Below are 20,209 nucleotides of genomic sequence, written 5' to 3'. Positions count from 1 at the left end.
GCTTTATTAATGACAATTTCCATATGGAGATACAGCCATTTAGCCCTGGCGGTATCTTCTTTTCTTTTTATAACCCTTGCTTCCGTTACGGGGGTCATCCTGTCTTTTAAGCCTGTTACGGAGAAAAATCAACCTTACCGGTCAGAAAAATTCGGTCAGCTTACCGTTGCTGAACTCATTCCACGTCTTCAAAAGTCGTATACTGATATTGGCGATGTTACCATAGATGTCAATCAGTTCGTGAAGATAAACGGAACTGACTTCGCAGCTAATTCCGGGAATTTTTATGTGGATCCGGCAACAGGAAAATCATTGGGGAAGGTAGAAAAGGAAAATGTATTTTTTCAGTGGGTAACCACCTTACACCGTTCCTTGTTTTTACATGAAACCGGTCGGATTTTTATCGGGCTAACGGCTTTTTTCTTGTTCTTAATTGCCACTTCAGGTACAATCCTGATCATCAAACGCCAGCGAAGCATTAAAAAATTCTTTGGAAAAATTGTCAAAGATGGTTTTGCTGCATATTATCATGTGGTGCTGGGCAGACTGATGCTGATTCCGGTTATCATCATTTCCTTAAGTGGTACATTTTTGTCGCTGCAAAGATTTGGGCTCGTTAAAACACAAAAGATTACGCATAAGATTGATTTTGATGCACTTCAAACGGAGCCGAAAAAAAAAGTGGCGGATTTCGAAGTATTCAGAAATATTCCACTGACTAAAGTTCAATCCATTGAATTTCCTTTCTCTGAGGATGTAGAAGATTATTTTACACTGAAACTGGATAATAAAGAAATTACTGTAAACCAGATAACCGGCGATATCCTGACGGAACAAGCCTATTCAAAAGCTACACTTTTCAATAACCTTAGTCTGGATTTACATACTGGTAGAGGAAGTGTCCTCTGGGCAATGGTTTTGGCTATTGCTTCGGTAAATATCCTTTTTTTTATTTATTCAGGCTTTGTGATCTGGTGGAAACGCAGTTCAGGCAGGATTAAAAATAAGTTTCGATCAGATCAGGCAGAATTTATCCTATTGGTTGGATCAGAAAACGGAACCACCTTCCGCTTTGCCAGTGCGATACATCAGGAACTGTTAAAGAATGGTAAAACATCGTTTATGGCTGAGCTAAACGATTATCAGGTTTTTGCAAAGGCCAGGCAATTGCTGGTTTTTACGGCGACATACGGTCAGGGTGAATCGCCTGTAAACGCTAAAAAGTTCAGTGCACTATTGGAAAAATATCCACAAAGCAATTCCGTCGATTTTTCCGTAATTGCTTTTGGTTCTCATGCTTATCCTGATTTCTGCAAGTTTGGTTACGAAGTGAATAACGCATTATCGCATCAGAAGTGGGCCAGGCCATTACTTGATATTCATACCATTAATGACCGATCTCCGGATGATTTTACCAGATGGGCGAATTTATGGGCGCAACATGCGGATATAACGCTGTCTCTCTTGTCGAAATTGCTGGATACGAAACGTCCAAAAACGCAGCCTTTTGAAGTGGTAAAGAAAACCATTTCCACTCATGCCGAAACCTCATTTATTATTCGCTTGCGCCCGAAGCGCAGAAAAAGATTTACTTCAGGAGATTTGCTTGCCATTTATCCGGCCGGTGATCATCGCGAAAGACAATATTCAATTGGTAAAATTGGAAGAGAAATTCAGTTAAGCGTTAAACTGCATGAGGGTGGTTTGGGTTCAGGTTATTTACATCAGCTTAAAATCGGCCAAACCATAAATGCCATCATTGTTAAAAATAAGCACTTCCACTTTCCTGAAAAAGCCCGTACTGTAATTATGGTATCAAACGGTACCGGTATCGCCCCGTTTCTGGGCATGTTAAGCCAGCATGGCGAGGGCAGAAATGTTCATCTTTATTGCGGTTTTAAGAATAAGGAATCCTTTTCGCTCTATGAAAATACCTTGCAAAATGAACTTTCCAAACTGGCCAAATTAAATGTGGCTTATTCCAGAGAAGGAAACAAACAATATGTTAAAGATTTACTGGCTGAAGATGCTGCTTTTGTTGGTGAAGCACTCAATGATGGCGGGGTATTGATGCTGTGCGGTTCACTGGGCATGCAAAAGGATGTGATCGACTGGCTGGAAGATGCATGTCAGCAATCATCAAATCAAAGTGTCAGTTTTTACCAGTCGAGGGGACAGATTTTAATGGATTGCTATTAAGCAGTTTCGATTTGTTCATGGATTATGAAGAAGTTATTTTTCAGGATGCAGTTTTCCTGATTTTGATCAATAGAATATCCTAAAATATTATCAATGCGGGGAATAAATTGAAGATGTTATAAGCCTTTTTTCCATTGTTTAATTGTTTTCTGGCTCAAATTATCAGAATGATACACCTGGCCATCATCACTAAACATGATGCAGCTAAATTTTGGAAACTGACTGATGAACTTTAAACCTGCATCCTTTCCCAAAACCATAATAGATGTACTGAAACCGTTTGCCAGTTCTGCATCTGGCCCAAATACCGTTACACTGGTTAAACCTGTTGCCGGGTAACCCGTAACCGGATTGATAATATGGGCATATCTTTTTCCATTAAAGACTACAAATTTTTCATAGCTTCCGGAAGTTACTACGGCACCGTTTTTAATGGGAACTATAGCATATAAACTATCTTTGTGAAAAGGATTGGTAATTCCGATGGTCCAATAATGGCCTTTAGGATGTCTTCCCCAGGTACTCATGTCTCCTGAGCCATTAACAATACCTGCTTTGATGCCTTTCCTGAGCATCATATTGCGAGACCGGTCGGCTGCATAACCTTCCCCCAGTGCGCCAAAACCAATTTTCATTCCTTTTAATTTCAGGAAGATGGTGGAATTGACGCTATCCAGAATAATGTTTTTGTAACCTACTTTTTCTACTGATTTTTTAATGGCTTCGGCAGTAGGCATCTCTTTCATGGAACCATCAAACTTCCAGATTCTATCCATGGCTGCAAAACTAATGTCAAAAGCACCTCCGGTAATTTCAGACAGGTTCAATGCCCTTTTGGTTAAATCAAAAACTTCTTTATCTACCTTAATGGGTTTAATACCCGCATGGCTGTTTACCTGTGAAATTTGTGAGCTGGGTTTCCAGTCGGATATCAGGTATTCAATTCTGCTGATTTCCTGAATCACCGTATCAATATTGTCCGAAGCAGTTTGTGCATCTTTTGCAACGATGGTAATTTCAAATTTACTTCCCATTAAAAGGGTCGTTCTCTTTTTCATTGTCTGTCCGAAGACAGCACAATTTAACAACAGGAGGAAGGTAGCCAGCTTAATTTTTAAAAGGTGTTTCATTTGGTGGTTGATCGTCAAATTTAAGAAAGCAATTCCGGAAACCAGTAATCCAAGCCATAAAAAGGCCTCAAAGTATTTTACACACTTTGAGGCCTTCGGCATGACTGATTTATCGGTTAAAATTTATAAGATAATGTGGTCATGAACTGACGTGGCGGAATAGGATTCACACTGTAGTTTTCATGAACGAAATAATTTAGCTCGTTGGTTATATTGGCAATTTTTGCCAGCAATGAAAGTTTTTTCCAGTTGTAGCCCGCAGAGAAATCGAATGTGGTAAAGGCGCTTAATGGAATGAGCCTGCTGTAAGCCTGAATTTTAGAATCATTGTACCCACCGTTTCTTGCTCCTGTGTAATAAGCTGAAGCACCCAGTTTTAATCCTTTCACACGGCCATCCTGAAAGGTATAAAATAAGGTGCCATTTGCAGTATTTTTCGTAGAGCCTACTAAACGCTGACCTTCAATAATGCCACCTAATGTAACCGTTCTGGTGGCGTTAGGCTGCGCTGTAGTGGGTTCAGGAACGGTATAAACTGTTTTGTCTCGTGTTTGCGTATAGCGAATATAATTGTAACTGTAGCCTGCAATAAAGTTTAAGCCTTTTACAATTGTACCGGTAATATCAAGTTCCAGACCATCACTTAATGTTTTTCCATTAAGTTCTTTAATGTTGGTGTCACCATTAGGTGCGCCTTTTGCATTTAGAAGTGCCTGCTGGGCAAATTTATCGTTTGAAATTCTGTAAGCAGTTAAATTAACAGAAAGTTTGCCCTGGAAAAGGTCGTTTTTAACACCGGCTTCATATTGATCAACGGTAGATGGATCAAGAGGTGCTAGATTAACATCTGTACCCGTATTCTGAATGAAGTTGCTGGCATAACTGGCATAAATAGAGGTTGTTTTTAAGGGCTGATAAATCAATCCAAATTTTGGTGTGAAAGCACTTTCTACTTTCGACCTGTCTAAACTGTTTACGCTGAGCGTTTGCACACCGGTGGCCAGATTGGTCGCCACGGTTCTCGGTGTTTTCTGAAAGGTATAACGTACTCCGGCAAGCACTTTAAACTGATCAGTGATGGAAACTAAATCTTGTACAAAAGCACCCATACGATACAATGGTGCGAAGGTCTGGGTAATCATGTTTGCGGTTGGCTCAATTCCCGATCCGAAATAAGTGGCTGGATCCAGTAGGTTGACATTTCCATAATTGAATGTAGTGAGGTTATTATTAAAATTGAAGCCACCGCTTGTGGTACGCGATTGATCTGCATCTGCACCAACTAACAAGGTATGGGTAATACTTCCGGTTTGAAAGAAGCCATTCAGGTTGATCTGCTCATTGTAAGTAAATTCTTTTGTTTTAGAACGGGTAACATTTCGGGCCGCGAAACCATATGGAAGAGGGTTAGTTGCCACCTTGGTATCGGCAAATGGTCGCTCAGCACTGAAGTAATTGCGGTTGTAAGACTGGAAATTAGCCAAAACATTTAATTTCCAGCTATCATTAAATTTATGATTAAGGTTTAATTGTGAGGTTGCGGTGTTTGTTTTGTTGTAAGCCCAGGGTGCATTTACGAATGCACCGCGACCAATATCAACAATCTGATTTTCAACAGTGCCAATCCCGAAATCAGGAGTCATGTCACTTTTTAAATAATCCCCCTGAAGCAAAAGATCTGTTTGATCACTTATTTTGTAAAGCAAGGAAGGATTTACATAGATCCGGTTTGATTTTACAGAATTTCTGAAACTTGCTGCATCTTCATAAGTACCGATTAAACGGAATGCTACTTTTTTAGAGATTGGTCCGTAAATATCTGCCATGGGTTTATACATGTCGTAACTTCCGGCGCGCATAGATACTTCTCCGCCATACTCAAATTTAGGTTTTTTAGTGACCATGTTTACCACTGCGCCTCCTGTTACGCCGCCATAAAGTAAGGCTGCACTTCCTTTTAAAATTTCTACTGATTCTAAGGTACTGGTTTCAGGCATGCCTCCGCTACTGGCACGTGATCCGTTTTTAAACACATTGTTGGTACCTAAGCTATAACCTCGGGCGAAAAATGTTTCACCACTTACTGATCCACGGTTTTCACCAAAAGCCACACCGTTAACATTTTTTAGTACATCGCTTAAGCGATTGGCCTGTTGATCAGTAATGACCTGGTTGCCAATAATCTGTACCGATTGTGGAAGATCCATCGGGGCGATGGCAATTTTGCCGAGGTTCACCGGTTTTTTATTAGGTGTTTTATAACCTGTGATGGCTACTTCATCCAATTGTGACGAGGATTCCGCGATGGATAATAAAACTTCTGCATTTTCGCCAGCTACAACCAAAACATTTTTCTCCTGTACCGAAACACCAATTGCTGAAATCTTTAATACATAGTTTCCAGGTGAAACATTTTTTAAAGTGAAGTTTCCTTTTTCATCACTTTGTGTTGTTTTAGCCGTGTTTTTCAAGCCAACACTTACAAATGGAGCAGGGTTACCATCGCTGGTTTTAATGGAACCGGATACTGATCCGTTTCTGGATTGTGCATAAGTGATGCCCGTGAGAAAAATAGAAAGCAGGATTATGTTAAAAAAATAGGTAAAGATTTTCTTCATTTTATTTAGATTAATTCTTAGTTGTCGCAAAAGAAAGAAATTAAAACGGGATTAGAAACTTATTTTTAATTATTCTAAATAATAATATCTGTTTGAATATTTTGCTGCTTTAGAAATCAGATTTGTTCTGCCCATGAGCTAATGACTTTAAGCATAAATCAGAATAGATATGGTGTAAGTTTTTGATATATAGGGATTAATACAAATAGTTTAACAAATGCAAAACGGTGTGTTTAATGATTAAGAATACCTATCTTACATTTTATCAATCCTTAGAAATATTTTGAATCACAAAGCACAATCACTAATGCATGATACTAATTTGCCCTCAAAAGGATTGGAATTAAAAAAACTTTATCTAATCGCTGGTATGATGATCCTGCTGATCAGTGTTGGAATCATTTTTCCGATTGAAAGCAGTAAAACGTATCTCATTACAGAACTTCCTTACACTTACTTAACACTTGCCATTTCACTTTTTTTGATGATGTTTGGTTTGATGGGCAAACATTTTTTTAAAGGGTTGTTATTACTCTTTTCAAGTGCCTTATTAGGGTTTGCTTCTATCTATGCTTTCTATTTTAAAGACCCCTGGAATGCTTTATCTGCCGCATGGCTGGGCATTCCATCAGGTATTATTTCTGCATTAATCTTTTTGGTCATAAACTTTTTTTTCCTGAAGGATAAAAACAATGATAAAAGGCTCAAACAAGTGATTACCTATGTTATTATTTTAGTGACGGTTTGCATTTTGTTTGTTTATGGAGGCGATTGGCTTTTTGAATTAACGCAATATATGGAGCGTGAGTCTAAACACTAAACGATGTTTGATCATTGATATTGGACCCTTAATTCTTTTTACGCATTTTTTCCTGAGCTGCATTCACTGATAAGTCCTGATCCCAGATCACTTCCGATTGATAGGTTTTTTTCAATAGCGCCATGTATGCACCCATTGGTATGAGTCCCATTTCTTTACGGCGTGCATCGAGGCCTTGCGGATCATCTACCGGCCAGATGGTCACGATATTGCCTTCTTTCAGGGTTTGGGTACCAAAGAATTGTTTTTTCCCACTTCTCAAAAGCATTCTATCCTGCAGTGTCGCCAAATCACGCCTGGCCACTTTGCCCTGGTCTGCCTGTGATTTCAACAAAGGAAAGTACCTGATCATAAACGCTGTATCTGCATGATCAATAACCAGGAAAATGGTATTGTTTTCCGCTGCACTGAGCCCTTTTGGCCAGCCACACCTATCCAGAAGTGATCCGACAACAAGCTGGTTTTGTTTGTCGCTGGCTTTCATTTCCAGTGCAATTTTTTTCATGGCCTGCGGATCTTTCGTGGCCATTTCTTTAATCAGCCTGCTCCTGATTCCCTGATCCGTTTCGCGGATCATTTCAAGTTTCTCACTAATGGCCTTTCGGTCATCGCATAACAGATCCTGAGCGTGTAGTGTATAAATGAAGAAGAGAAATAAAAGCGTGATCAGGGGTTTCATTTTTTTATATTGATTGATATTGCTGGTACTTCATAATATCTCAACAGCGCTATCATTTACTTATAGTTTTTTTAAATCTACTTAGTTTTACTAAAACCCTTGATCATGATATTGCTTACCATCACCTTGGCTCCGTTTGTATAATCCCAGGGTGCAGTGATGTAAAAGTTTTTAGCAGCAGCAGGGGTAAACAGTTCCGTGTCTACAAGCTTGGTTTTATCCAGGTATACAATCATTCTTTCTTCATCAACGTGTATAGATACCTTTAGGGGGCGATTTAAGCTTTCAGTCAGATCAAAGGTTGTATTGACATATTTTTTGGGATTGCTATTGCCAACATTCACCTGATCGGTATCATAATACTGAAGCTCAACATAAGCACCCGCGTTGCTGGTATAATCCTGTACACTATTATCTGTTGTAAAGCCAAATGATAAAGGTGAGATATCATTTGCCTGATCGGCGGAGGCCAGTATATCAAATTCAATTGTAAATTGCTTTGGATACCTGATGAGTTTAGTCAGCTTGTAAGTAGCTTTATCCCTTAACAGCATCCACTTACCTTTTTCATCTTCTACTGTTGTCACTATTGCTGCTCCATTGGTTTTGATGCTGGCAGCAGTTGCTCCTTTTGCATATTTTGAAAAATTCTCTGCAAAGATCAACGAGTCTCCAGGAGTAAAATCAAAGCCCATATCCGTACCGCTATTTTTAGATTTGCGGGAAGCATCTTTATGGGTTACTTTTTTTTCTAAGGCCTTTTCTGCCTTATCTTTTGCTTTTTGCAGCAGGTTTTCCAGTTGGGCATGTACTTTATTTCCTGATAGCAGGAGGAAGGCGACCAAAGAAAACGATAAAAAATTTTTCATCATAATTATTAAATTAGATCCTGATTTAAATGATTGATCTTCCGTTAATAGGCTGTATAAAGAATAAACAAACCCTTTGTGATGCATCATTAATTACACCATTCGCATTGCAGATCGCTTGTGCTTCTCATTACATTTTACTTATTCAGGCAACTCATACAAAATTATCAGAAGTCATTCCCAAAAGAAATACCATGATTCATCGTTTTTTTTCTACTGGTTTTTAGGTATTTTTCGCAGCAAATGGCTGAAATTATGGTTGCTTACAAATTATGACTGATATTTACACCTGAGCTTTGTGTCTTTTAAGTAGTTATTATTTCCTGTGTATCATGCTCAGCTCCAGTTTATACTGTTTTTAATCAATGAAAAAATTATCTTTATTTATTCTTTGTCTGTTAAGTGTGCATTATGTGTTCTGTCAGCAGCAGATTCCGATTAATGAAAAACATTATCTGGATAGTCTGCAAAATATCCTGAAGACATCCGGTGCAGATAGTTCAAAAGCCAATGCTAATTTCTTGCTGGTAGATTATTGGAAATTTAAAGATACCCTGAAGAGTAAAGCTTATCTATTAGCTGGGAAAAAAATCGCGAAAAAGGATCCCTATTCTATTGCCGTTTCCTGTTTTTATGAGGGGGAATACTATTTTAACTGGAACAAAGCCAGAGCATCGGTAGCATTTAGGAAGGCAGCAGATGCACTCTCCTATTTTACTACTAAAAAGGCTTATGTCATGCGGGCAGCCGCATGGTACAATTATGCCATCATGAATATAGAAAAGGAGGGGTATAGTTTTATTACAAAAATTACGCTCGAAAAGGCTATTCCAGATGCTGAAAAATCTGGTGATTCGACTCTGGTGGCGCAATATTATACTCGGCTTTCTACCATCTTAATGAACAATTCACAATTTGCCAAGGCTACTTTCTATAATCAGAAAGCAATCAGTCTGCTTGAAAGCGCTAAACATGATAAGACCAGCCTGTTATTTGCTTACCTGAGTGGTGTGAGTATTTATTGTTATGAAAATCATGCGGAAAAGGCTAAAACACTATTAAATAAGGCAAATGCACTTTTAAAACCATTTCCTGAATCCGTAAATTATACGCTGTATTTTTATAACGAGGTACTTTATTTTTCGACTATTCAGGCCTTTGATCGGGCACTGTCCAGCATTAATAAAGGCATCGTATTGGCTAAAAAGTATCACCAAAATCAACTCTATCAGCAGTTTTTATTCCGTCAGTATGATATTTTCGGGCAGCAAAAAGAATATCGAAAGGCCAGGCAAATTCTACTGGATATTATTAAGGAAGGTACGCTAACGGCCAGTATGATTGATAAGGCTACCATTTATGGAGAGGTGGCTAAAACCAGTGCGAAGCTGAACGATTATAAAGAAGCTTACAAGTGGTTAAGCAAGTACCGTAGCGTGAGTGATAGCATTAATAATGATCAAATAAAAGTGAAGGTTAATGAGCTGGAAACCAAATACAGGAGCGTTCAGAATCAACATAAAATAGCATCATTGGAAGTGCAAAATAAACAGGCATTGCTGAATGCCCGGAATAACCGGCTATATAATCTGGTTCTTGGTCTTGGTTGCCTTTTTCTGCTGGCATCATTGGTTTTTGTTGCCGTAATTGCCCGGAACAAATCAAAACTGGCAGAGCAGAAAGAAATCAATTACCGTCAGCAGCTAAGTGAAATGGAGCAGAAGCAACAGCTTAAAGTAACTAAAGCTATGCTTGATGGTGAAGAGCATGAAAGAGAGCGTGTCGCCAGAGATTTGCATGATGGTTTGGGCGGAATGCTGGCAGGTGTAAAAATCGGCTTATCCGGCTGGACCGATACCCGGCCGGGTGCTTCTCAGGATAAAGATCTGCACCGAATTATTGGCCAGTTGGATACTTCTGTAAGTGAGTTACGAAGGATTGCCCGGAATATGGTGCCCGAAACGCTGCTTGATTTTGGACTTGAAGTAGCCTTGAAGGATCTTTGTGAATTTCACATGCGTGACAATTTGCAAATTGCCTTCGAAGCTTTTAACATTCAAACCAATATCCCGATTGCCATTCAGCTGCATATTTACAGGATTGCACAGGAGCTGCTTTCCAACGCGATTAAACATGCACAAGCTTCCAGTATCATTTTACAATGTACACAGGACGCCAAAGTTTTTTTGATTACACTGGAGGATAACGGCATTGGTTTTGATCATTTGCGTGAAGAAAAAAGTAAGGGAATGGGCTTAAAGAGTATCAGAAACAGGGTGGATTTTTTTAACGGACAAATGGAAATTCTTTCAGCTGAAGGGGAAGGTACAACTATAAATATAGAACTGAATATTGATGCAACCAAATAAATTAAAAACGGCTATAGTTGATGATCACCCGATTGTGATTGAAGGGCTGAAAAATCTTTTAAAAAATGAATCAAATATTGAACTGATTGGTGGATTTCAGGATGGTGAAACCATTATGAAGTATCTCGAATCAGAAAAGGTGGATCTCATCCTGCTTGATATTACGCTTCCGGATGTGAATGGAATGGATCTCTGCCTGAAGATTAAGAAAAAATACAGATCTGTTATTGTCTTAATTCTAAGTAACAGAACGGAGCGAAGTATCGTGGTGCAAACCATACAGAACGGGGCCAGTGGATACCTGTTGAAAAACAGTTCGCTTGATGAACTCCGTCTTTGTATTGCGGAAGCTGTAAAAGGAAGCATTTGTTACAGCAAAGAAGTTACGGAAATTCTGAGCCGGCCATCCAGAAATGAATTGCTTGCCGCACCCCGGTTAACCAAACGCGAAAAGCAAATCCTGGAACTCATTGCCCAGGGCAAAACCAGTCAGGCCATTGGTGAGGAATTATTTCTTAGTCCGCTGACGATTGATACCCACCGAAAAAACCTTTTACAAAAGTTTCAGGTAAAAAACGTAGCAGAGTTAATCATGTCTGCCAACCAGCAACACTTGTTTTAGGCTTAAAAAGCTGTCAAGCTCATAAAGTTAATTTAAAATGGCTTGATCAATCGCGAAGCCATCTGTTTTACCGGGAAACCAATATAATAATATCACGATGTCGTTTGATAAACCTTCAGCTGGCTGTTAAAATAAATATTGGTAAACCAAAGGACAATAGGCTTTCCTCTATCAAATGCCAATTGCATCGTTTATTAAACCAATAGAATTCGCTATTTTTGACCTGACGCCAGCAGGCGGTATGTCCATGCTAATGATAACAAAAAAAACTTTTTCCTTTAAGGTTGCTAGCCTCATCATATTCCTCATCATCATTGGTTTAAGCCATGCATTTGCTCAAAAAGGGCGAATGATAGAAAAGGATCAGGATGTCTCTATTCTTTCTGATTCTGCAACCTTAACCAAGGGCGATTATCTCATGCACCTGGAAAAAGTTTTTGAAGCCATCAATAAAGTTCCGGTAACCATAGGTTCTTTTAAAAAGTTAAAGCCGATGGAAGCGCACTTAACCCAGGATGAGGCTGCCCTGGCCTTGCTGAAGAGCAGGCTTACTATGGCAGACCGGAGTTTAAATCTTCAGAACCTTCAGATGGATCAGACTTTGCTGGATGAGCTGCAAAGCAATAACAGGGACTGTTTAGCAGATCTTGATGAATATGAAAAGGAATTAAGGTCATTAAAAACGGAACTCCTGAATCTCAGGAAGGATACCGTACTGGTCAAAGTATTTACATTGCCTGCCCTGCGTATCCTGTTTAAGGACCAGTTTGCAGAATTGAAAAAGAAACGTTTCGTCACAGATAGTTTAATAAAAGCAGGTACCTTATCCATCAATAACCTTCATGCCAGAACCTCATCGAATCTGATTAACATCAAAGAGTTAATGTATATTACAGATAGTCAGCTTGATGCTGTAAGTATTAAAGCCTTTGGTAAAGAGCGCCGGTATCTTTGGGAATCAGTAAACCGGTCAGCAAATAAGAGCCTGGGTTTCCGAAGGTTTATTCAGGGAGAGCAGGAAATATCAGGTTATTATTTTGTGTATACCAGAAGCAGCAGGCTCCTTTTGCTCTTTACCTGTGCCATATTCTTTTTCTGGGTATTCTTTAATTTCCGGAGTGTAAAACAGCATGACCGCTTAGAAACCCTTGATGATTTTTCACTAATCAGTCCGCAGCCTTTTTTAATTACACTAATTATGCTTTTTGCGCTGGCACCCATTTTCGATCTCAGGGCGCCGGCACTTTATATAGAAGCTGTTCAGGTACTGCTGGCTATTGTGCTTTCCTTTTATCTGCGAAAAAAACTGGGTTCAAGAATATTCTATTACTGGTGCTTGTTTGTTGTACTCCTGCTGGCGCCTGTTTTTTTGCGTCTTTTAGGTATGCCACCCAGATACCAGCGCTGGATGCTCCTCTTGTTAAGCTTATGTTCAGTGGCTTATGGTATAATGGTGTGGAAAATGCTTGATGAAAATATTAAGAGATACAGGATGATCCTTGTAACAGGTTTTATTTATACCGGATTTGCCATTATCGCTGTTTTCTGTAACCTGTTTGGCCGCTTTACGCTTACACAAATATTTTATTCAACCGGAGTAAGCTCGTTGCTGAATGCAATATCACTTACCATTTTAGCCAAAGTTTTGGTAGAAGCTTTTTTATTGCAGATGAAAAGCAGCAGGATCCGTAAAGGATATCCCGAGTATTTCGATTGGCAACCGGTTATTTCCGGACTTAAAAAATTAACCGGTATTGGTGCTACGATCATCTGGTTTGTGATTTTTGCCACTAATCTTAATGTCTTTAACGGGCTTTATGAATCAGTAATGGAGGTGTTAACCGAAAAAAGAACTATAGGGAGTTTCTCTTTTACTTTTGGAGGCATTGTTTTATTTCTGGGTATTATCTGGATTGCGAATTTCTTACAAAAGTATATTGCTTACTTCTTTGGTGATACGGGAGATGACAGTTTTGATGACAATAAAGGTGAGCGATCCAAACTGTTGGTAACCAGGTTAGTCCTGCTCATTGGGGGCTTTTTAATCGCTGTAGCCGCATCCGGGTTGCCTATTGATAAAATCACAGTGATTCTTGGTGCCCTGGGTGTAGGTATTGGTTTAGGTTTACAAAATATCGTCAGTAATTTTGTTTCAGGCATTATTCTCATCTTTGATAAAACCATCCGAATAGGCGATATTGTTGAGTTAAGCAATAAAAAGGGGAGAGTGAAGGAAATAGGTGTGCGTGCAAGTACTTTGCTAAGCGATGAGGGGGCTGAGATTATCATCCCTAACGGTTCCATTTTATCAAATAACATCATCAACTGGACACTCAGCAACAATCAAATGCGTGTGGATTTAACCCTTTCGATTGCCAAGCCTTTTAATTCAACTGAAGTAGTGAGTCTGATCAGGGATATTATCGTGGAAAACAATAATGTCTTTACCAGTAAAGAACCCATCATCATGATTAGTCCGGTGAGTAAGCTGAACAGTAACGTCAACATCTATTTTTGGTGTAAAGATATTTCCAAAGCGGATTTAACCAGAAGCATGATTAATGCACAGGTCTTTGAAGCATTTGAAGAGAAAGGAATTGAAATTTTGTAATCATTTGCCTGCTCACTGGAATCTCTGCTTATAAAGAGCCATCTAATAATTAAAATGGAACAGTAAATCATTTTAATCTGCGGGCAACCACCTTGGCCGATTATTATTAATCTGTGGTGATCTTACTATTTCTTCCAGCAGATCAGAACGACAATTAAAAAATAATGATTCATCATCTTATTCCAATCCGCGTACATCATTTTAATCTGCGGGCAACTACCTTGGCCGGTTATGATTAATCTGTGCTTATCTTACTATTTCTTCCAGCGGATCAGAAACGACGATTAAAGAATAATGATTCATCATCTTATTCCAATCCGCGTACATCATTTTAATCTGCAGGCAAAACTAGATTGACAGTAGCTTGCCACCAATTCGCAACCCCTTTAATTACAAGTAGAGTTAATGAAAATGGTACGTTTTAACCTTTCATTTTGTGTCTGCACACCATTGCTAACTGTTACGGTATGGGAATCTTCTACAATTTTGGTAATGATGCCACTACTATTTCTGGTATAAGTATAAGTTTTTGTCAGGTCTGTACGAAAGTTTTCGGCTGTATAAGTATATAAACTTCCTGATAAAAGATTTCTGGAGGTTGATCCGGTAAGAAACAGGGGTGTGTAAAAGTCTAGCGGACCAAATATTAAATGACGTGTATCATTGTCAGCTTTTGAGGCAATTTCAGATAAATAGCTATACGTGGTAAATCTTTTCACCGCAGGCGCATCAGGATAGGTTTGGGTAAGGGAAGCAAGATTACCATTGCTGTATGTCAGGATTTTGGTGTCTGTTAAACTATTATTCTGATAGGCTTCTATTTTAATGAGATTTCGGTTACCATCATAAGACATACGCTCTTCTGTCTGACTTTTTAGATCAGTAGATCTTGTGGCTAATTTATTTACAATATCGATCTGATAAAATGGAACACCCGAAGCCGATAAAACTGCTTTGTCTGTTGCATATTCGATGCTAAAATTTGAACTGCCAGAGCTGATTGATTTAAGCTGACCATTTTCGTAAGTCGCGGAGGCATTTTCATTAATTGGTCCCGATTCCCCTAACATCACTTCGTATTTTGTACCACAATTGCTTGGCGAAGTTGGTTCATCAGCTGGTTTTTTCTTGCAAGCTGTTGTGAATACAGAAATGGTAATGAGCATGAATAATGCAAAAGGCAGCTTTTTTTTCATAGCGTTATTGATTCAATGATATGGAGTTTATTTTATGAAGTGATCAGATCTAAAAGAAGATGTCAATATAGTCTGTGGTTTCACCGTCACAGTTAAGCATTTGTTGTAACCTCCAGTATTTTCTGGAGCCACTGGCTTTAAAAATGGAAAGCCCGTTCAGTGTGCAAGGTTGGCCACCGTTAATCGAATTGATTTTTGAAACAATATCACCATTGAATTTTAAGGTACGTCCCTGGTTCAGGAATGTCCCTTTGATAGTTACATATTCATTCGTTTTTTTATCCCTTTGTTCCCCTTCAATACTATATTCCTCATCGCCAATACTCTTAATATATACCTTACCTGGATTGGTCTTATTAAAACTTATCCATTGAATAGTGAAAGAATGCCACCCTTTTCGAACTGGTTTTATCTGTGAATGCGCCTGTGAGCTGAGGATAAGAAAAGAAGCGATAATTAGAATGTATTTCATTATAATTTAAGTAATTAAATTCTTTAGTTAGTTTTTACGAGTTACCCATCTACTTAAAGGCATCTGTTCAGATCCGGTTTGCTGTAATCTCAATTATTCCGGATTATATTGCCCTGATTTGACTTATTTCCATAAGGTTTTTTGTGGTGAATAATTCATCAAGACTTTCAATTTTGTAACTATAAACACTTCGGGCCTATTTTGGTTTTAAAGCAAGATTAATTAGCCAGAAATATGATCTGGAATGGTTGTGGATGAACAGGTGCGGGACCTTAAGCAGCGCTATTCCTTTCTTTAGTTATTTTTTCTGTTAGCCCGCCTTTTATCATCATCACTTTCAATTAACAATAGGTTTCATCATTAATTTAAAATTCCAAATGGTATATCCATGTTTTTTTCCAGCCGGTATGGATGGTTGTTCATTGTGTTTATGTTGTGTATTATTTACAATTTTATAGTTGTTTATTTATATTATAAATACTACATTAGATACTAACTTACAAAACGCTCTCACGTATGCTCTCCATTCATATTACTCCATCCTTAAGTGGTGGACGCTATAGGTTTATCTTATTTCACTGTCAGTCACTGATAAAAAAATCTTTTTACAAGCTTTATACCTTCAATATATTTATACGCGGTTCCAGTAGTTGAGTTTTCATATGGCTCAGTAAGTGTAAACCGATCGGTAAGTGTAATACAGCGGCGGCCTGTAGATCCGGATTTTATGTATTTCTTAAAATACAAATAGGCGTACCGCTTATAACGTGTTGAGGATACGTCATCCATAGTATCATTCAAAGAATAAATATTAAAATTTTAACCTCTAAAAACCATACTATGCTAAGCAATTTTGAACGATTTTTAAAGCCTGTTTTTCAGTTGGCGGAAAGCAACAGAGCAGAGGCTTTAATGAAAGCCGAAGGAATCAAAAATTTCCACGCTATTGAAACCGGCGGGGCTTCCGGTCCTCCGGATCCTAAAGACCTGAAAGTCGAAATCCCATATGAATTTAATGCTAAAGATTATCTTTCCTTTTTGCTCTACATTAATGCAGAAATAGAGCATGGACTGATGCTCCAGTACCTGTATGCGGGTTACAGTATCGGTGGTTCAAAAATCCCTGAAGAGTATCAGCAAAAGGTTAAAGGCTGGCAAGATATTATTCTTGGCATAGCAAAAGAAGAAATGGGGCATTTTATCTCTGTACAGAATGTACTCAAGCTTATTGGTGCTCCGTTAAACTTTGGACGGATGGACTACCCTTGGGATACCCCTTTTTATCCCTTTCCCTTTAAACTAGAACGGCTTACCTTAGAATCGCTTGCCAAGTATGTATACGCTGAATCCCCTGAAGAATGGATCAATAGTGATGATCCAATCGCTATCGAGGTCAAAGAAAAAGTATATAAAGATACCACAGATCCTCACCGGGTAGGTGCGCTTTTTACAGTGATTCTCAGCCTTATCAATGATGATAAACAGATTCCTGATGAACTTTTTCATGCCAATACCTATCCCTTTCAGGCTAAATTTGATGAATGGGGACGCGGATATACGGGAGGACAGCGCGGCAGTGCGCAAACAGGACCTAAAGGAGGTCCGGATGTGCTGGTTGCCCCACTTACCTGTAGGGATGATGCTTACGCTGCCTTACTTGAAATTTCCGAACAGGGCGAGGCGCCGACAAATGAAGAAAATGCTGGTAAGCCTTCACATTTCGAACGGTTTCTGTTTGTTTACAAAGAGCTGCGTGAACTGGAAAAAGAAATAGGCGGATCATGGGAGCCATCAAGAAATGTAGCCACTAATCCATTTATTGCCGAAAGGGAGGCTGACGGTAGCCTGGAACCTTCAAAAAAGGTTGGGACGGATTACCAGAAGGATGCAATAACCAATCCCGAGGCCAGAGCATGGGCCCATCTCTTTAATGTTCGCTACCGGATGTTGCTGAATTACCTTGCGCATAGTTTCCTGTTAGATAATGGTTTTAACAATAACGGTGCTACCTCACCAAGAGCTACCATTATCAATGCCACATTTGGAGAAATGTACAATTTAAGAAGTATTTCTAATGTACTCGTTCAAACACCACTTAACCCGCCCGGGATAGATGATAAGATGGCAGGGCCACCTTTCAGCATTCCTTATACGCTGGATCTCCCGATGGGAGAGGGAAACCGCTGGCGTGAACATCAGGATCTGATAGATGCCAGTGAAACCATCATAGAAAGCCTGGTGCCTTTTGTATCACCTACCAACCTCAAATACCTTTATGTGCTAAGGGAAGCCGATCAGGGACTTTCAGCAATTATAAAAGAACTTATTTCTACCTCTAAATAATAACCTAAATTTTATTGTTATGAAAATTTTAGCGCTTCGCATTCTTCCCCCTATTGCCATCGGCCGTTTGGGCTCCTCTGCAGTTCCCCTGTCCGCCTACGATCTTGGTCTGTCCCCGGAAAGACCGCTTGACTTCAGGAATATAATACCAAAACAGACTTTTAGTGTTGATCCTGTTTCGGGAAAGATTACCGGTGAACTGCCAAAGCAGATCAATTTTAAGGATGCACCTTCTGTAGAATCCAGAGATGGCAAGATACATCCTGTAGCGCCTTTTCTTGAAGTATTTGCACTTACCGATGAAGATGGAGACAGGCTTGTTCCCTTAACTGAAGCATTATTGATAATGGCTGGCTATAGTCTAAAAGACATCAGCTGGGACGTAGAGGTTGGAAATATCAAGATATTCCGGAGAACAGGTAAGGAAGGTGATAAGATTTATGCTAAGGTTTTAGGCCTCAATAGCCATGCTGTCGCGCCTTTACTAGGCGAGAGCGAAAACTTCCTCCCTGGAAAGACATTGCCGTTGGGATCAGTACAGTTTATTTCGCCAACGGCCGAATTTCCTGAAGTTCGCTTCCGCTTTACTCCAGGGGCGGGAAAGGTTTATGGTTCGAGCAGGTTTAGGAATGAGAGTCCAAACAAGCTCAATCAGCCTGATCCGATCATCAATTCGGAAGATCTTGTGATCTACGACAAAGAAAAAGGCTGGTGGGGTTACTGTGAAAAGGGAGTTGGAGAACCCACCTACACCAATCCGGCACAGATATTTGCAGGTTACTACCTGGAGAACAATGATAGAATCAGCTGGGGTTATCTGGATGATGAGTGTGATGGTTTTGTTTCTGTACATCTTAAGGGTAAGGATGATAAGCTTACAGCAAGGGCACATATCAGCGCCGGACCTCCGGCATTTGCACCCGATACGCTTCCAGTCAGGGTAGTTTCGGATGAGCTCGAACAAATCCTGCTTGGACCAGAGGTTACTGGCGAAGTAGATATTGAAGAAGCAGAGGAAATTGTACGAAGGGCACTGGAAACGATTAGGTTGATGAATACCAGCGTAATGAACGGCAATTCTTTTGAAGGCATACAGAATGCGGCCAGTACAATGGTTAGACAGAATACCAATGATTTTGGCCGTCTTTATGAACCGATAATGGCAACCTCAATTGTAGATAATCTGGCTTTGCGCGCGCTTCATGAACGGGTGTTCGGAGGTCTCAGCACAGGTGCAGCTGCATGGTTTGCCGATGCGCTCCGCCATCCGAATGAAATTGGCGATCTTTCCAGCCCAATGCTCCGCAAAATGCCGGCACTTATGCGCGGTGCAGATGGGCGATCGCTTACCCTGACGCATCGCCAGATTAATTTGGTAATCCAGGCAGCTGCCGGTGCAATTTTCAAGGATAGCCAGGCGGCAGGAGCACTTGATAAATCCTCTTTAAGTGATAAGGCCCTAAAGGCCTCGAACCTTACCGCCCAGCTACATTATCTGGGTGAGGGAAATCCTTTTTCCATCTTGCCGAGGGCAGCGATTTCCAACTGTTTTCCAGGACTCGAATTCGATTTTAGGAACCTTTGGCGGCGTGCATTTGAAGGCATCTTGCTCATCGAAAATAACAATTATGTGGTTAGCGCTGATCCAGAGTTCGAGCATTTGAAAGGCTGTCGCCTGGTTGCGATAGGGTATAAGCCAACCATGGTTGCTACCTCTGGTCCTGTGTTTCCGGGCGGCGACAGTATTCCTTTGATTACTGCTGCCAATCCAAATGGAGTTTCCTTTATGGAATGGTCAAATTCTATGGCGCAGGTATTACAGAAACAGGGAGAGGAAGTAATATGCCATTTTACCATTGGACCTTCAATAACAGAGGTTGTTGCTTTGGCAAAAGATCTTGATAATGAAAAATTGTACCAAAAAGTGCCCCTAAAAGTAAACCACTTTTTTGAAGCTGACACAAGTGTTTTTTCTGAAGAAATCATTAAGCCGGGCGAAATGACCCAAGGGCTATGTGCGCCATGGCAGAACGATTATCGTGAATGTGCCTGCTATTATTGGGCAGCCAGCCGTCCGGATTTTGTAAATGTAGTGCCGGACGAAAAAGGACTTAGTTCCGGCGATAACTGGATGGCAAAGAAAAGAACAGGTGAATATATTCTCGACAATAGGACAGATTCACGTCTGTTGAGTTATGATGACTTGTTCAGAAACTGGGAGGGTGAACTAAGTTTTATCATCAAGGGTAATGATGCTACCGGAACAGATCAGGAAAAGTAG

Annotated in this window: 13 protein-coding genes; 7 read left to right on the top strand and 6 right to left on the bottom strand. The window is 39.8% G+C overall.

What is annotated here, in order from left to right:
* The first annotated feature begins 9 nt into the window (after positions 1-9).
* Complete coding sequence (locus tag CBW18_RS04900) at positions 10-2,199, top strand: PepSY domain-containing protein (RefSeq protein WP_088300190.1); 2,190 nt, start codon at positions 10-12, stop codon at positions 2,197-2,199.
* A 116-nt stretch (positions 2,200-2,315) separates the two neighbouring features.
* Here CBW18_RS04900 and CBW18_RS04895 read toward each other — a convergent pair whose 3' ends face one another.
* Both CBW18_RS04895 and CBW18_RS04890 read right to left on the bottom strand, forming a co-directional pair.
* Complete coding sequence (locus CBW18_RS04895) at positions 2,316-3,329, bottom strand: FAD:protein FMN transferase (protein WP_088300381.1); 1,014 nt, start codon at positions 3,327-3,329, stop codon at positions 2,316-2,318.
* A gap of 116 nt (positions 3,330-3,445) precedes the next feature.
* Entirely contained in the window at positions 3,446-5,947 is a 2,502-nt protein-coding gene (locus tag CBW18_RS04890) for a TonB-dependent receptor (RefSeq protein WP_088300189.1), read from the bottom strand.
* Between the two features lie 307 nt (positions 5,948-6,254).
* Between CBW18_RS04890 and CBW18_RS04885 the strand changes: the two genes are divergently transcribed.
* A complete protein-coding gene (locus CBW18_RS04885) occupies positions 6,255-6,767 on the top strand; it encodes a hypothetical protein (RefSeq protein ID WP_088300188.1) in 513 nt (170 codons plus the stop codon).
* A 28-nt stretch (positions 6,768-6,795) separates the two neighbouring features.
* Here the strand turns inward: CBW18_RS04885 and CBW18_RS04880 are convergent, their stop codons facing one another.
* Together CBW18_RS04880 and CBW18_RS04875 are read right to left on the bottom strand one after the other, a co-directional pair.
* The gene (locus CBW18_RS04880) at positions 6,796-7,446 is read right to left on the bottom strand and encodes a DUF6624 domain-containing protein (RefSeq protein ID WP_088300186.1); all 651 of its coding nucleotides are present in this window, start codon (positions 7,444-7,446) and stop codon (positions 6,796-6,798) included.
* A gap of 77 nt (positions 7,447-7,523) precedes the next feature.
* Positions 7,524-8,318 carry a hypothetical protein gene (locus CBW18_RS04875; protein WP_140418631.1) on the bottom strand — a complete coding sequence of 265 codons (795 nt, stop codon included), beginning with the start codon at positions 8,316-8,318 and terminating at the stop codon, positions 7,524-7,526.
* 362 nt (positions 8,319-8,680) lie between these two features.
* Between CBW18_RS04875 and CBW18_RS04870 the strand changes: the two genes are divergently transcribed.
* The 3 genes from CBW18_RS04870 to CBW18_RS04860 all read left to right on the top strand — a co-directional run bounded on the left by CBW18_RS04870 (position 8,681) and on the right by CBW18_RS04860 (position 13,917).
* Positions 8,681-10,684: a sensor histidine kinase gene (locus CBW18_RS04870; protein WP_088300184.1), complete on the top strand. Its 2,004-nt coding sequence runs from the start codon at positions 8,681-8,683 to the stop codon at positions 10,682-10,684.
* The gene (locus CBW18_RS04865; RefSeq protein WP_088300183.1) at positions 10,671-11,306 is read left to right on the top strand and encodes a response regulator transcription factor; all 636 of its coding nucleotides are present in this window, start codon (positions 10,671-10,673) and stop codon (positions 11,304-11,306) included. Before CBW18_RS04870 ends, CBW18_RS04865 begins: the two co-directional genes overlap by 14 nt.
* A gap of 349 nt (positions 11,307-11,655) precedes the next feature.
* Positions 11,656-13,917, top strand: a complete 2,262-nt coding sequence (locus tag CBW18_RS04860) for a mechanosensitive ion channel family protein (RefSeq protein WP_088300380.1) — start codon at positions 11,656-11,658, stop codon at positions 13,915-13,917.
* Positions 13,918-14,303: 386 nt separating this feature from the next.
* On the opposite strand, the gene CBW18_RS04855 is transcribed toward CBW18_RS04860, so the two are convergent.
* Positions 14,304-15,113 carry a hypothetical protein gene (locus tag CBW18_RS04855; RefSeq protein WP_088300182.1) on the bottom strand — a complete coding sequence of 270 codons (810 nt, stop codon included), beginning with the start codon at positions 15,111-15,113 and terminating at the stop codon, positions 14,304-14,306.
* 49 nt (positions 15,114-15,162) lie between these two features.
* Positions 15,163-15,585, bottom strand: coding sequence for a hypothetical protein (locus CBW18_RS04850; RefSeq protein ID WP_088300180.1), 423 nt, complete (start codon positions 15,583-15,585; stop codon positions 15,163-15,165).
* Between the two features lie 840 nt (positions 15,586-16,425).
* On the opposite strand from CBW18_RS04850, the gene CBW18_RS04840 reads away from it, so the two are divergent.
* Complete coding sequence (locus CBW18_RS04840; RefSeq protein WP_088300177.1) at positions 16,426-17,928, top strand: ferritin-like protein; 1,503 nt, start codon at positions 16,426-16,428, stop codon at positions 17,926-17,928.
* A 19-nt stretch (positions 17,929-17,947) separates the two neighbouring features.
* On the top strand, positions 17,948-20,209 hold the full coding sequence (locus CBW18_RS04835) for a hypothetical protein (RefSeq protein WP_088300175.1): 2,262 nt from the start codon (positions 17,948-17,950) through the stop codon (positions 20,207-20,209).

This window comes from Pedobacter sp. AJM, from assembly GCF_002197755.1.
Classification (GTDB): Bacteria; Bacteroidota; Bacteroidia; order Sphingobacteriales; family Sphingobacteriaceae; genus Pedobacter.
The sequence above is the reverse complement of the archived record's forward strand: the minus strand, read 5'-3'. Positions and strand labels throughout refer to the sequence as shown.

Bases quoted from the DNA above. Each gene is read 5' to 3' on its own strand.
- CBW18_RS04840 (WP_088300177.1), top strand. From the start codon at position 16,426: ATGCTAAGCAATTTTGAACGATTTTTAAAGCCTGTTTTTCAGTTGGCG.
- CBW18_RS04850 (WP_088300180.1), bottom strand. From the start codon at position 15,585: ATGAAATACATTCTAATTATCGCTTCTTTTCTTATCCTCAGCTCACAG.
- CBW18_RS04885 (WP_088300188.1), top strand. From the start codon at position 6,255: ATGCATGATACTAATTTGCCCTCAAAAGGATTGGAATTAAAAAAACTT.
- CBW18_RS04870 (WP_088300184.1), top strand. From the start codon at position 8,681: ATGAAAAAATTATCTTTATTTATTCTTTGTCTGTTAAGTGTGCATTAT.
- CBW18_RS04865 (WP_088300183.1), top strand. From the start codon at position 10,671: ATGCAACCAAATAAATTAAAAACGGCTATAGTTGATGATCACCCGATT.
- CBW18_RS04880 (WP_088300186.1), bottom strand. From the start codon at position 7,446: ATGAAACCCCTGATCACGCTTTTATTTCTCTTCTTCATTTATACACTA.
- CBW18_RS04855 (WP_088300182.1), bottom strand. From the start codon at position 15,113: ATGAAAAAAAAGCTGCCTTTTGCATTATTCATGCTCATTACCATTTCT.
- CBW18_RS04835 (WP_088300175.1), top strand. From the start codon at position 17,948: ATGAAAATTTTAGCGCTTCGCATTCTTCCCCCTATTGCCATCGGCCGT.
- CBW18_RS04860 (WP_088300380.1), top strand. From the start codon at position 11,656: ATGATAGAAAAGGATCAGGATGTCTCTATTCTTTCTGATTCTGCAACC.
- CBW18_RS04875 (WP_140418631.1), bottom strand. From the start codon at position 8,318: ATGATGAAAAATTTTTTATCGTTTTCTTTGGTCGCCTTCCTCCTGCTA.
- CBW18_RS04890 (WP_088300189.1), bottom strand. From the start codon at position 5,947: ATGAAGAAAATCTTTACCTATTTTTTTAACATAATCCTGCTTTCTATT.
- CBW18_RS04895 (WP_088300381.1), bottom strand. From the start codon at position 3,329: ATGAAACACCTTTTAAAAATTAAGCTGGCTACCTTCCTCCTGTTGTTA.
- CBW18_RS04900 (WP_088300190.1), top strand. From the start codon at position 10: ATGACAATTTCCATATGGAGATACAGCCATTTAGCCCTGGCGGTATCT.